This window comes from Paraburkholderia sp. C35, assembly GCF_003121405.1.
GTDB lineage: Bacteria > Pseudomonadota > Gammaproteobacteria > Burkholderiales > Burkholderiaceae > Paraburkholderia.
Map to the genome: position 1 here is coordinate 225,031 of NZ_QBUY01000001.1, position 12,951 is coordinate 237,981.

Here is a 12,951-nt window from a genome sequence, read left to right on the forward strand (position 1 = left end):
CCACTGCTAGGCTGACATCTGTCACAAGCCTCGCAATACAGGAACCCGCATGCACACCGCTTTTCACCTCGCGTATCACGTGCGCGACCTCGACGAATCCCGCGCTTTTTATACTGGCGTGCTCGGCTGCACCGAAGGCCGCAGTACCGACACGTGGGTCGATTTCGACTTCTTCGGTCATCAGATTTCCTTGCATCTCGGCGATCCATTTGCTGTAACCAACACGGGGCGCGTCGGTGATCATCTGGTGCCGATGCCGCATCTCGGCCTCGTCATGGACATGCAAGACTGGCGTGCACTGGCCGATCGCATGTCCGCGCACAACGTCGAATTCATCATTGCGCCGAGCCTGCGTTTCGAAGGCCAACCCGGCGAGCAGGCAACCATGTTCTTCTGCGATCCAAGCGGCAACCCCATCGAAATCAAAGGCTTCGCGAATCTCGGCAAGGTGTACGCGAAATGAAACCCGTGCTGCCCTTCATTGCCAACCCGACGTATCCGTTCACCGCGCAATGGATCGACGCGCTACAACGCGCGATGCCCGATGAACGGATCGTGCCGTTCGACGCCCTTGACGACGCGGCGCGTGCCACATGCGAGGTCGCCATTGTCGCGAATCCGCGTCCGGAAGATTTACGTGCCCTGCCCGCACTGACTTGGGTGCATAGCGTATGGGCGGGTGTCGAGCGGTTGGTGAACGATCTCGGCGAGACGGATCTGAAAATCGTGCGCCTCGTCGATCCGCAACTCGCCGACACGATGGCAGAAGCCGTGCTCGCGTGGACGCTGTACCTGCATCGCGAGATGCCGCGCTATGCCGCACAACAGGCACAGCGCCGCTGGGAGCCGCAAGAATATCTGCGCCCGCAGCACAAGACCATCGGTCTGCTCGGGCTCGGCGCACTCGGTGAAGCCGCTGCGCGCCGCCTGCTGGATGCGGGTTTCAAAGTCTGCGGATGGAGCCGCTCGCACAAGACGCTGGAACATGTCGATTGCTACGCGGGCGACGACGAGTTGCCCGTTATGCTGCGCAAGTGCGATATCGTCGTGTGCCTGTTGCCGTTGACGCCGCAAACAACCGGACTGCTGAACGCATCCACCTTGAGTCTGCTGCGCAAGGATGCGTCGCTGATCAATTTCGCGCGCGGACCCGTCATCGACGATGCCGCGCTGAAAGACGCGCTCGATCGCGCTGCACTGGGTCATGCCGTGCTCGACGTGTTCGCTGTCGAACCGCTGCCTGAAGACAGCTGGCACTGGCGTCACCCGCGTGTGACAGTGCTTCCGCATATTTCCGCACCACCTGATCGCGGTACGGCTTCGGCTATCGTCGCCGCGAATATCCGCCGCTATCGCACGAACGGCACGATTCCCGACGCCGTCAATCTCGCACGCGGATACTAGTTCTGACGAAGCGCAGCGCTGCCGCTGTCCGGCAGCGTGGGACTTCAGTTCGCCGACACCACGACCTTGCCCGACGGCACATCGCCATTGATGAGCCGGCCGCGCAAATAGACACCCGACAGCGCCCACGGCACGCTCATTCCGTCGAACGGTGTATAGCGTGCTTTCGAGCATTGGTCGGCATCGCGCACATGCATCACGCCGGCAGGATCGAGCAGCAGCAGATCGGCATCGAAGCCTGGCGCAAGCAGTCCTTTCGTCGCGCCGAGCCCGAAGCGTTGCGCAGGGTTGCGCGCGCACAGCGTTGCCACACCACGCAAATCGATAACGTCTTGCTGCACCAGACTGAGCATCGCGGCGAGGAAGGTCTGCACGCCGGGCACGCCGCTCGGCACGTCGCGGAAATCGTCGTAGTGCGCGGCCTTTTCTTCGTAAGCATGCGGCGCATGATCGGTCACGATCATATCGATGAGACCTTCGCGCAAGGCCGCGCGCAACGCATCGCGATCCTGTGCGGGACGCAGCGGCGGCAGTGCCTTGAAGAAGTTGCGCCGCTCGCCATAGGCGTCTTCCGTGAGCAGCAACGCCTGCGGCGTCGTTTCGATGGTGACGTCCGCAATATCGCGCAAGCGTCGCCAGGTATCGAAGCCAAGCTGTGAATTGCCTTGCCGCAAGTGCACGCGAGCACCCGTGGCAGCTGCCGCCAGCACGGCGTTGGCGATGCCCGCCGCCTCGGCAACGGGCGGGCGGCTTGCCAGCAGCGCGTCGAGGCCAGCGCGGCCCGTAGCGCTTTGCGGCGCCGTCTGCAACGAGTGATCGCCCGGCGACACGCACGCGATCGCATCGACCTCGCGCAGCGCCTTCATCGAACGCACCAGCCGCTCCTGCGTGTCGTGCCGGTACGCATCGGGCACGCCGGCCATAAACAGTTCGAACGACACCGGATCAAGCGCGCGCACGGCATCGAGCGATGGATGGTCGCACAGCTTCGCCACCTGAAAACCGACATCGACATGAATACGTCCTCGCGCGATATCCATCTTGTCGCGCAAGTCGTCGGCGTGTGTGGTGATGGGTTGATCAGTCGGCATGTCGAGCAGCGTCGTGACGCCACCCACCGCCGCCGCGCGCGTGCCCGACGTAAAGTCTTCCTTGTGCGTGTAGCCGGGATCGCACAGATGCACGTGAGCATCGACGAGACCCGGCAGCATCACGTGGCCGCGCACATCACGCGTGGCGAGGCTTTCGGCGGGCGTACCCGGAGCGAGGATCGCGGCGATTTTTTCTCCCGCGATGGCGAGGTCGGCTTGACGCTCGCCAGTGGCATCGACGAGTGTCGCGCCGCGTAACAGCAGATCGAACATGAGTGTCAGGCAAGTGTGATGAGTTGATCGCGCGTGATGTCGCAAGGCGTGGCCGCGCCCATCCACGCGCAAAGAGATTGCAGCTCGCCGATTGTCGCGCGCAGCATGGACTGCACCGCGTCTTCGCCGCCTGCCGCAAGCGCATGCACGACCGGACGCACGACGACGGCGAGATGCGCGCCGAGTACGCGCGCCGCGAGGATATCGGCGGCATGGCGGATGCCGCCATCGACGAGAATCGCCGTGCTGCCTTCGAGCGCTTCGCTCACGCGCTCCAGTTGTCTCGGCACGGGCGCCCAGCGATACGACTGACGCACGCCGATGTTCGACACCATCACGCCGTCGCAACCGGTCGCGCGAATCGCGATGGCATCGGCGGGATGCATGACGCCCTTCACGACGACGCGCATACCCAACGCATGAATCGCCGCGAGCATCTCGCGAAACTCGTCCATGCCCCACGACGGAAACGCCGGCAGCTTCGCCACGCCTTCCTGTGCGCCGATGGTTGACCAGCCGCGTTGCGCGACCTGCGCGGCGACATCGACGCCGCCCGGATGCAAGCCCGGCGCAGGATGCACAGGCGCCAGCACAGTCAGTACGATGCCTTGGCAGCCCGCCTGTGCGGCGCTTTCCGAAAGGCGGATCGCGCGTTCGAGCGGACCCGCAGCGCGCAGTTGCAGCCAGCAGTCGGCATGGGTCGCGGTGACGTCGGCAAGCGGCGTAACGGCCTCTTCAGATACGACGATAGGCAAACACAGCGCTGCGCACGCACGCGCGATCGCGGTCACGCCATCGGCACCGAACAGCCGGTCCGCCGCGAACGCACCTACGCCGACAGGCGCCGCATACACGCGACCGAACAGCCGGCACGTCACATCGACACCATCGTGCCCCTGCAACACGCGCGGCACCAGCCGATAGCGCGACCACGCAAGTTCATTCGGATCGGCGTCATCGGGACGCATGTCATGCGGGCGGCCCAACAGATAGCCGAACAGTTCGGCGCCCAGCGCCGCGCGGGATTCGTCGCGCCAGTCTTTCATCGCGTGGGCTCCAGGCCGGCGGGCAGCACGAACGGCTTCGGTTCAGGCGAGGCGGCACGCAACGGTTGTGCATCATCATCGGGATGACGCAAAAACGCTGCAAATTCAGGGGTGGATGGTGCACGCAGGATATCGGGGGTGCCCTGTTCGATGATGCGTCCGTCGTGCAGGAACACCACGCGGTCCGCCACGCTCGCGGCGAAGTTGACGTCGTGCGTCGACAGCAGCATGGTGATGCCCGTCTGCGCTAGCCGTCGGATCGTCTCATCGACTTCGCCGACCAGTTCGGGATCGAGCGCGGAAGTCGGCTCGTCGAGCAGAATCACGCGCGGGTCGCTGGCGAGCGCCCGTGCAATGCCGACGCGTTGCTGCTGACCGCCCGACAATTCGTGCGGCATGTGATCCGCGAAATCCTTCAGGCCCACCTTCACCAGCGCGATACGCGCACGGCGCAGCGCTTCGCCGTACGGCACGTTCTGCACACGCAGCGGAATCGAGGCGGCGTTATCGACGGCGCTCAAGTGATCGAATAGTGCGAAGTTCTGGAACACCATGCCGATGCGTGCATCGGCGCGGGCTTTCGGCAGGCGTCGGCGCGGCATCGGCGCGCCCGAAGGCGTCGCCGTCAACGAACGGCTTTCGATACGAATCGCGCCCGACTCCACCGGATTGAGCGCGAGAATCGTCTTCAGCAACGTGCTTTTGCCCGAGCCCGACTTGCCGAGCAAGGCGACCACTTCACCCGGCGCAACCGACAGCGACACGTCCTTCAGCACGTCCCTGTTGCCGTAACGCACGCGTACGGCGTCGATGTCGAGTTGCGGCACGCCCGGCGTCGCGTCGGAGCGATGCGGCGCCATCCGTTCGAGCGGACCGGCATCGTCGGCGATGGGCGTTGCGGCGTGCTTGCGGCGCAGTCGACGACCTGTGCCGATACTGCGCTCGCACCAGTTCTGCACGCCCGCGATTCCCGCCGACAACACGATGTACATCACACCCGACGCCAGCAGCACGGGCAGGAATTCGAAGTTCTGCGACACGATGGTCTGGCTGCGCAGCGTCAACTCGCTGACGCCGACCACCGACGCGAGCGACGTCGACTTCAGCAGGCCGACGGCTTCGTTGCCAAGCGCGGGAATGATCGCGCGCAAGCCTTGCGGCACCACGACATAACACAGCTCCGTCAGCGCGGAAAAGCCAAATGCCTGCGCCGCGATGCGCTGATCGCGGTTCACCGAGCGAATCCCGCCACGAATGATTTCGGCGCAGAACGCAGTCTCGTTGATGGTGAGCGCCAGCAGCGCGCTCACGAACGGCGACAGCGTCAGGCCCGCCTGCGGCAAGACGTTGAACAGCAGAATCAGTTGCAGAAGCTGCGGTGTGCCGCGAATCACATAGATGTAGGCGCGCACGGGATAACGCAGCCAGATCCAGCGTGCATCCGCGCCGAGCGCCAGCACGAATCCGATCAGAAGCCCGCCCACGAGCGCGCCGAACAGCAGCCCGAGTGCGGTGACGCAGCCCTGAAGCAGATACGGGAAAGTCAGGTAATGCAGAAAGTTTTGCATGGCGGCGAGGCGCTTACTTGGTCAAACGGTTTGCATGCTTTGCGGCGTGACGGCAGGCATCGGCATCGATGCACGACCGTCACGCCGGGACATCACTCGGCGTCGCTCGCCGTACGCTGCGAGGCCGCATCCTGGCCCCACTTGTCGAGCAGCGTCTTCTGGATGCCCTTGTCCTGAATGACCTTCATCGATGCAAGCACGGCGTTGCGCAGCACCGTGTTGTCCTTCGCAATCGGGAAGCCGTTGAGGATCGGCAGGTCGACGGTGAAGCCGCTTTCGAGGTCGGGCATCGACGCGGCCAGCGCCTTCGCATCCGAATGGGCCGTCAGATAGATGTCGGCGCGGCCGCTCAGCACGGCCTGCACGCTTGCATCGGTTGCCTGCAGCAGCAACAGGCCGACTTCGGGCTTGTTCTGCGCCTTGCACTTCTGCGTGACCTGCGACACCAGCGTGACCGCTTCATACGTGCCCGCCGCCGCGGCAACCGTCGCGCCGCACAGCGAGTCGAGCGAGGTCAGATGCTTCGGGTTGCCCTTCTTGATGACCGAACCGTCGATCACCGCAAACGACGATACGAACGCGACCTGCTGGCGACGCACATCCGTCACGTACAGGCTCGGGCCCATGTCGAAACGCTTGCCCGTGATGCCCGTCAGCAGTACGTTGAAGGCGACGTTCTGATACTCGTGCGTATAACCAAGGCACGCGCCCATGTAGGCGATCAGATCGGGATCGAGGCCTTCGATCTTCGACGGATCATCCTTGGCAGGCGCTTCGAAACCGGCCGTGTAGCCACCCAGGCCGATCTTCAGATGCTTGCCCACCAGCGACGGATACTGCTTGCGCAGCGCCACGCATTCGGCGCTTTTTCCGAAGGTCTCGTAAGTCGGCAACTGGGCCGCCTGCGCGGGTGTGGAAGACAATGCGAGAAGCGTCGAAGCAATGCCGGCGGCGGCAATGATGGCAGTACGAAACATGAAGTGATTCTCCATAGAATAAAGTTCGTTAGATCAGATTGATTCGATCAGATGACGTGTCGGCCAGAGCGTCTCGCCGTGCACGATCGCCATCACGCGCGGCTCGAAAGACGCGGCATCGAAGGGATCACGCTCGGCGTCGATGCCAGGCATCGCGGCGTGCTTCAGAGGTTCGCGAGATACCAGCGCAACCGCCCAGTCGCTCGGATCCTGGCCGAACAGCATGGCGGGACGGCCGGACGCCTTGCCGAGCACGATGTGCGGCGGAACATCCAGTTCGTCGGCAAGCGTGAGCAACGCGGGCAACAGATGATGCTGCGATTGCAGCCCCGGACCGGTCGTGGCGTTGCGCGCCACGTGATCGGTGGCGATCAGGTCGATCTCGCCGAAGCGTGCGAGCAAGGCTTGCCGCGTCGCCTCATCGGCGATTGGCGGGCGCACGATCAGCGACGCGCGACGCTCCGCCTCGACGGGCAGCAGATACTGCGGCGAACTCACTACCCAGCGCGACACGTCGAGCGTGGGTTCGGCCTGCATTGCGTCGAGAGTGGCTGCACTGGCCGCGTGCCGGAACACGATCGGCTTGCCACGCTCCGCAGCGCGTACAACGAGCGCTTGCGGATCAGCGGTGAAGACGACGGGCAGCCAGCCTGCGTCCCACACGGCATCGAGATTGTGATCGAAGTGCGGTTCGCGGCCGTAGAGCTTGCAGGCGCGCAGCAGCGTGCCGTCGTCGGTCGGTGCGTGCGGCGCATAGCCCGCGAACCATGCGGCAAATCCTTCCGTGTCCTGATCCGGCATCACCGCGAGCAGCAGACGCACGCGCGGCATCACACTATCTTTCGCCATGCGCAGCAGCGCGGCCGCTTCCTCGCGATCGGCCATACGCTGCCAGCCGATACTCGCATTCAGACGCGCGACGCCACCCGCCAGCGCGATGTCACGATCGCTCTCACTTAGACGCGCATCGCGCAGCGCGAGCAGCGTGTCGGCATCGTAAAGCGCGGGCCAGGCTTGCCAGCGCGAAGCATCGAGCGTCTTCAGGTCTCGCGGCAGCGAGCGCGGTACGCTGAACACGCGGCGTGCGCCCAGCAGTCCCGCGGTGTCGCTCAGATTCTCGATGACGATTTGCATTGACTCGTGCGCCTGACGGCGTGCCTCAAAGTACGATTAGATCAGGACAATTTCCGGCTTACCGCTCGCCAAAAATCAGAACTTGTGGCGCATGCCGACGACAGCCAGCACCTGCTTGCTGTTCGACGACGCATTGTTGTAGTCGCCCACGTTGGCCGTCGCCGCGACCACCGCCGTGCCGTCAGCCGACAGCGTCTGGCCGTTCGCCTTCGTGTAACCGGCGATGCCATACACATCGGTACGTTTGGACAACTGGTAATCGACGCCTGCCGAGAACTGGTTGTAGTTCGCCGATGCCGCACCGCTCGCCTTCGTGTAGCCGTAGTTGACGGCGGCCATCAGTGCCGGCGTGAACTGGTACGAGACATAGCCGCTCGCAACATTGAACTTCTCGGTGTCGTGGAATACGGTCGTCGGCGTATAGGTCTTGTATTGCGAGTTCGAATAGCGCACGCCTACCGTCAACTTGTTGAATGCGTACGATGCGGCCGCGTGGATGGTCTGGAACGAACCCGGCGCCACGCCATAACCTGCCGTCACCAGACTGCCGTCGTTGATGAAGCCACCCGACGATGCATTGGCGAGCGTGTCGTTCTTCGTATATAGATAACCGCCCGCGAGATTCAAACCGCCGTTCGAATAGCCGAGCGCCGCGCCGAGACTGCCACCGCTCGACACGCTGCCCGCCGTGCCGCCGAGTCCATACAACGCTTCGAAGGTCAGGCCCGCAATGGTCGGGCTCGTGTACTTGACCGAATTGTTGACGCGAATGCTGTTGTCGTTGTTATCGGCGTCGCCCGGTGTCGTGAAGAACGCGCCGAACACGCCGTCGCCCGTAATGCCCTGCACGAGATCGACGACGGGGTCGTACTGGCGACCCAGCGTGAGCGAGCCGTAACGCGTATCCGAAAGACCCACGTAGGCCTTGCGGCCAAACATCCGGCCACCCTGCCCGAGCTTGCCCGTCGACAGGTCGAAGCCATTCTGCAGATCGAATATCGCCGACAGGCCGCCACCCAGGTCTTCCGTGCCGCGCAGGCCGAACCGGCTGCCCGACATGGTGCCGCTCGCTGCCGCGACCTGCGAGCCGCCGCCGACGTTATTGCCATAGGTAATGCCTTCGTCGACGATGCCGTACAGCGTGACGGTGCTCTGCGCCAGCGCATGCGACGATGCAGCGGCAAGCAATGAAGCGAACAGAGGCGGGGCAAGACGTTTCATTTTCAGTTCCTTTGATGAGCATGTGGGCTGGAAGGCGAAGTCATCATAGGAAGGCTAAAAAACGCAAACAAACGAGATTTTCGCGTTCGTTCGATGAGATCAAGTCATGCATCCGGGTATGAGATCAGCTCATGCATCGTGTTCAATGCATTGGTTTGCGATCCCGATGATCGGTCATCGGGTTCGCTCGTTATTCTGGTGTTCGAATGATTGACGCGGCGGCTTATGCAGCCATACGTTTGCGCGCCAGGAGAATTGCAAACACACGTTCGACCGCATGCGCGATGTGCGCGAGGTGCGCACAATCGAACGCGTGTTTGCCTGAGATGAACGAGTCGATCAGACGTGGCGTGCGAGCCACGCAAACACGGCTTCGTTGAAGACCTGCGGTGCTTCGAAGTACGCAGAATGACCGGCGTCGGCTATTTCCAGGTATTCCGCATGACGCATCAACCGTTGTGCGTTCTGTATTTCCTGTGGCGGAAACAACACATCTTCGACACCGGCTACGAACAGAACAGGAACGCCACATGCATCGAGCGCGGCGAGCGATGTCAGCGGCTGCTCGCCGCGCAGCGTTCGAACATTGGTATCGTTGAAGCTTGCGAGCGCTGTATAGAGATACGCAGAGGCCGGTTGTGCACGCGTAAAGGTCGGTCCAAGCACCCGTTCGATCTGCGACAGATTCGCGGTGCGGGCAGCGATGTCGCTCATGCGTAACGCGATGTCGTCAGGCAGATCGAGACCGATCAGCGTATCGGCGAGCACGAGCGCACGCACGCGTTCGGGCGAGCGCGCCGTGAACGTCACCGCCGCGCCGCCGCCCATCGATTGCGCGACGAGCGCCGCACGCGGTATCTGCAGATGATCGAGCAGCGCTTCCAGATCGTCCGCAAACGCGGCGCGGCCGAGCGCTTCCGTGTCGGTGGAATTGCCGAAGCCGCGTGCATCGAAGGTGATGACGCGCAGGCTCTCGCGCCACGCAACGACCTGATGGAACCAGCTCGCATGATTGCCGCCCACGCCGTGCAGCAGCACGACGGGCGCGCCTTCGCCGTGCGATTCGTAGTAAAGACGGCTCGCGCCCCGTTCCATATACGGCATGACAGTTATCCCATCCTTGCGGCAAAAGCCCATTATCACGAGCCATAAATGCGTCCGGCAAACGACTTTTGCTGCGGGTTTCAATGACATGACCTCATGACACGCCACAGGCGATGCATGACGACACCTCATTGATCGACGGCAAAAATCTCGTTTGTTCGAGGTATTTCGTCACCCTAAGATGGCGCCATACCTTGGAGAGTTACAGCATGGAAAACAGGCAGGACACACAACCCTTGCGGGTGGGCATCGCCGGGCTCGGCACGGTCGGCAAGACGCTCGCAGAGGCCCTCGACGCGGGCATCGCGGGACTCGAACTCGCCGCCGTCAGCGTGCGCGATGCGGCCAGCGCGAGCGCATGGCTGGCTGGTTTGACGACCATGCCGCGCATCGTCTCGTTCGACGAGATGCCGCTTTACGCCGACGTCGTGGTCGAATGCGCGCCGTCGTATCTGTTGCCGCAGATCGCCGAACCGATGCTGCGCGCAGGCAAAAGCTTCGTGCCGCTTAGCGTCGGCGCATTGCTGGATCATATGGAACTCGTCGATCTCGCGCGCGAGCACGGCGGCCAGATTCATGTGCCGACTGGCGCGCTGCTCGGTCTCGATGCCGTCACGGCGGCTGCGCAGAGCACCATCTATTCGGCACGCATGGTCACGCGAAAACCGGTGACAGGTCTGCTGGGCGCGCCGTTTCTCGAAGAAAACGGCATCCGTATCGAAGACATCAAGGCGCCGTTGCGTATTTTCTCGGGCACGCCCCGCGAAGCGGCTAAAGGCTTTCCTGCCAACCTGAACGTCGCCGTTGCACTGTCGCTCGCGGGCATCGGTCCCGACGATACGGAACTGGAAATCTGGGCCGACCCCGCGCTCACCCGCAACACTCACACGATCACCGTCGATGCCGACTCGGCACGCTTTACGATGACGATCGAAAACATCCCGAGCTCGAATCCCAAGACCGGGCTCATTACCGCGTTCAGCGTGCTCGCGTTGCTGGAAAAGATGCGTGCACCGTTGCGTGTCGGCACCTGAGGCCGCAACCTTCACTATTCGAGGAAGTTTTATGACAGACGCCAACGCACGATTCTTCAAGCCACGCCGCCTGGCCCACGCCAATGTGTTCGTGTCGGACCATCAGCGCGCGAGCGACTATTACCGCGACGTCTTCGGCTTCGAAGAGGTCTATAACCAGCCCGACAACAAGGCGAGCTTCATCAGCAACGGCAATACGTACCACGATTTCGCGCTCGTCGACATCGGCAGCCGCTATGCGAAGCCCGGCCAGCAGCCGGGCCTGAATCACGTCGCGTTCGAAGTGGAAAGCGAGGCCGCGCTGGTCGAAGGCTACCGTGCGGCGGTGGCGGCCGGCGTCGTCTATCGTTCGCCGGAAGATCACGACGTCGCGCACTCGCTCTATCAGAAAGATCCCGACGGCAACGAAGTCGAACTGTATGCCGACGTCGTGCAGGACTGGCGTTCCGCGCGCAACGGTTCGTTCAGCAAGAAAAAACCGAAGTGGGTGCCGGGCGAAACCAACGTGCCGCTCACCGACGCGCTCTATCCCGTCGATCCGGAAATCCGTGTGATCGACGGCGCGCTGGTGCATGGCCGCCGCGTGTCGCATGTCGCGCTGATAGCGCAGAACTTCGACGCGATGGTCGATTTCTACACGAACATCGTCGGCCTGAATGCGATTGTCGGCGGACGCGATCACGCGTTTGCGCTGCTCGCGGGCACGCACAGCATGGGCGACCTCGTGCTGTATCGCCAGGATGTACCGTCGCATATGCCGATGCATCATATCGGCGTGGAAGTGTCGTCGGATGCCGATCTCGATGCGGCGCTGGCAGGCATCGAAGCGTCGGGCGGCAAGCTGAGCGCCGCTCACGATCATGCTGCGCGCCGCGTGGTGTTCGTTCATGACCTCGACGGCCTGCCGATCCAGCTCTACGTGAACCGCGAATGGACGCTGGAAAACATACGTTCGATCGACGCAGACATCGCGCCTTACCTGATCTGATCGAACGGATTTTTCAGGGCTCTCAGAGACCGACTTCGTCGAACGAAGCGGTCTCTTCGTTTGTGGCTTCTTCGACTTGCGGGCGGTCGTCGTCGCGTTGCGCGAACAGCCAGTCGCGAAATGCTTTCACGGTCGCCGAGTCGGCCTGATGATCGCGGCACAGCAAGTGATAAGCGCCCGCGCTTTCGTGCTCCAGTTCCAGCGGCACGATCAGGCGGCCCGCCTGAATGTCGGGTGCGGCCAGCATGCGCGGCACGAGCGCGACGCCCCGGCCGCTCAACGCGGCATCCAGCACCATGAAGAAATGGCCGTACGCCTGATTGTGCGCGGCGATGTCATAGTCCACGCCACTCGCGCGAAACCAGTCGGGCCAGGCATGGACGCGGGTCGCCATGTGCAGCAGCGGCAGGTCCAGCAGTTCGCGCGCTTCCTGCACGGGACGCTGCCCCTTCATCAGCTCCGGACTGCATACGGGCACCAGCACGTCCGGCATCAGCCGCCAGGCGCGTACGTTGGTCCAGTCCTCCGCCATCTGCAGGCTGATGCGCGGACGCGTGGCGGCATCGGGATCGGGATCGCTGTCGGGAATCACGCCGACGCGAATCGCCACGTCGATATCCTCGCGCCAGAAATTGACCGGCCGGATCGACGTGATCAGCCGTACTTCGATATCGGGATGTTCCGTCGCAAAGTGCGGAAGACGCGGAATGAGCCAGCGCATTGCCAGCGTGGGCAGCACGTTGACGTTGAGAATGCGATGCCGGTCACGATTGACGAGTCTGAGCGTGGCCTGCTCGATGCGGTCGAATGCATCGCGCACCACGGGCAGATATTCGCGGCCATGCTCGGTGAGTTCGATGGTGCGCGTGAGCCGCCTGAACAGCGGCACGCCGAACGACTCTTCCAGCAACTTGATCTGACGGCTGATTGCGCCTTGCGTCACGAAGAGTTCTTCGGCCGCACGACTGAAGTTGAGATGCCGCGCCGCCGCTTCGAAGGCGCGCAGGGCGTTCATGCTGGGCAGTCGGCGGGACATGCTTTCCTCGTATTGACGCGAACATTACGTGAGCATTGTCTCGCGCCAAAAAACGTTTCAAAAAGACTTCGCCGC

12 protein-coding genes are annotated in these 12,951 nt (G+C 63.0%); 4 read left to right on the forward strand and 8 right to left on the reverse strand.

All coding sequences use genetic code 11. The features are described 5' to 3' along the window. Positions 1 to 49: 49 nt before the first annotated feature. Positions 50 to 463 carry a VOC family protein gene (locus DK391_RS01015; RefSeq protein WP_109476113.1) on the forward strand — a complete coding sequence of 138 codons (414 nt, stop codon included), beginning with the start codon at positions 50 to 52 and terminating at the stop codon, positions 461 to 463. Beyond that, complete coding sequence (locus tag DK391_RS01020; RefSeq protein WP_109476114.1) at positions 460 to 1,404, forward strand: glyoxylate/hydroxypyruvate reductase A; 945 nt, start codon at positions 460 to 462, stop codon at positions 1,402 to 1,404. The genes DK391_RS01015 and DK391_RS01020 overlap by 4 nt, the downstream gene beginning before the upstream one ends. 44 nt (positions 1,405 to 1,448) lie before the next feature. On the opposite strand, the gene DK391_RS01025 is transcribed toward DK391_RS01020, so the two are convergent. From DK391_RS01025 to DK391_RS01055, 7 genes are all read right to left on the reverse strand, one after another. After that, positions 1,449 to 2,768: a dihydroorotase family protein gene (locus DK391_RS01025; protein WP_109476115.1), complete on the reverse strand. Its 1,320-nt coding sequence runs from the start codon at positions 2,766 to 2,768 to the stop codon at positions 1,449 to 1,451. A 5-nt stretch (positions 2,769 to 2,773) separates the two neighbouring features. After that, entirely contained in the window at positions 2,774 to 3,814 is a 1,041-nt protein-coding gene (locus DK391_RS01030) for an alpha-hydroxy acid oxidase (RefSeq protein WP_109476116.1), read from the reverse strand. After that, positions 3,811 to 5,382, reverse strand: a complete 1,572-nt coding sequence (locus DK391_RS01035; protein ID WP_109476117.1) for an amino acid ABC transporter permease/ATP-binding protein — start codon at positions 5,380 to 5,382, stop codon at positions 3,811 to 3,813. The genes DK391_RS01030 and DK391_RS01035 overlap by 4 nt, the downstream gene beginning before the upstream one ends. Positions 5,383 to 5,474: 92 nt before the next feature. Beyond that, entirely contained in the window at positions 5,475 to 6,359 is an 885-nt protein-coding gene (locus DK391_RS01040) for a transporter substrate-binding domain-containing protein (protein ID WP_109476162.1), read from the reverse strand. Between the two features lie 33 nt (positions 6,360 to 6,392). Further along, on the reverse strand, positions 6,393 to 7,493 hold the full coding sequence (locus DK391_RS01045; protein ID WP_109476118.1) for a hypothetical protein: 1,101 nt from the start codon (positions 7,491 to 7,493) through the stop codon (positions 6,393 to 6,395). A gap of 75 nt (positions 7,494 to 7,568) precedes the next feature. Continuing rightward, positions 7,569 to 8,714: a porin gene (locus tag DK391_RS01050; protein WP_109476119.1), complete on the reverse strand. Its 1,146-nt coding sequence runs from the start codon at positions 8,712 to 8,714 to the stop codon at positions 7,569 to 7,571. Positions 8,715 to 9,053: 339 nt separating this feature from the next. Then, the gene (locus DK391_RS01055; RefSeq protein ID WP_162600631.1) at positions 9,054 to 9,818 is read right to left on the reverse strand and encodes an alpha/beta hydrolase; all 765 of its coding nucleotides are present in this window, start codon (positions 9,816 to 9,818) and stop codon (positions 9,054 to 9,056) included. 209 nt (positions 9,819 to 10,027) lie between these two features. On the opposite strand from DK391_RS01055, the gene DK391_RS01060 reads away from it, so the two are divergent. Then, a complete protein-coding gene (locus tag DK391_RS01060) occupies positions 10,028 to 10,852 on the forward strand; it encodes an aspartate dehydrogenase (protein WP_109476121.1) in 825 nt (274 codons plus the stop codon). 31 nt (positions 10,853 to 10,883) lie between these two features. Then, entirely contained in the window at positions 10,884 to 11,840 is a 957-nt protein-coding gene (locus DK391_RS01065; RefSeq protein WP_109476122.1) for a VOC family protein, read from the forward strand. Between the two features lie 22 nt (positions 11,841 to 11,862). On the opposite strand, the gene DK391_RS01070 is transcribed toward DK391_RS01065, so the two are convergent. Continuing rightward, positions 11,863 to 12,876 carry a LysR substrate-binding domain-containing protein gene (locus DK391_RS01070; RefSeq protein ID WP_109476123.1) on the reverse strand — a complete coding sequence of 338 codons (1,014 nt, stop codon included), beginning with the start codon at positions 12,874 to 12,876 and terminating at the stop codon, positions 11,863 to 11,865. Between the last annotated feature and the right edge of the window lie 75 nt (positions 12,877 to 12,951).

Coding starts and splice junctions, on each gene's coding strand:
- DK391_RS01015 (WP_109476113.1), top strand. CDS start 50: ATGCACACCGCTTTTCACCTCGCGTATCACGTGCGCGACCTCGACGAA.
- DK391_RS01020 (WP_109476114.1), top strand. CDS start 460: ATGAAACCCGTGCTGCCCTTCATTGCCAACCCGACGTATCCGTTCACC.
- DK391_RS01025 (WP_109476115.1), bottom strand. CDS start 2,768: ATGTTCGATCTGCTGTTACGCGGCGCGACACTCGTCGATGCCACTGGC.
- DK391_RS01030 (WP_109476116.1), bottom strand. CDS start 3,814: ATGAAAGACTGGCGCGACGAATCCCGCGCGGCGCTGGGCGCCGAACTG.
- DK391_RS01035 (WP_109476117.1), bottom strand. CDS start 5,382: ATGCAAAACTTTCTGCATTACCTGACTTTCCCGTATCTGCTTCAGGGC.
- DK391_RS01040 (WP_109476162.1), bottom strand. CDS start 6,359: ATGTTTCGTACTGCCATCATTGCCGCCGCCGGCATTGCTTCGACGCTT.
- DK391_RS01045 (WP_109476118.1), bottom strand. CDS start 7,493: ATGCAAATCGTCATCGAGAATCTGAGCGACACCGCGGGACTGCTGGGC.
- DK391_RS01050 (WP_109476119.1), bottom strand. CDS start 8,714: ATGAAACGTCTTGCCCCGCCTCTGTTCGCTTCATTGCTTGCCGCTGCA.
- DK391_RS01055 (WP_162600631.1), bottom strand. CDS start 9,818: ATGCCGTATATGGAACGGGGCGCGAGCCGTCTTTACTACGAATCGCAC.
- DK391_RS01060 (WP_109476121.1), top strand. CDS start 10,028: ATGGAAAACAGGCAGGACACACAACCCTTGCGGGTGGGCATCGCCGGG.
- DK391_RS01065 (WP_109476122.1), top strand. CDS start 10,884: ATGACAGACGCCAACGCACGATTCTTCAAGCCACGCCGCCTGGCCCAC.
- DK391_RS01070 (WP_109476123.1), bottom strand. CDS start 12,876: ATGTCCCGCCGACTGCCCAGCATGAACGCCCTGCGCGCCTTCGAAGCG.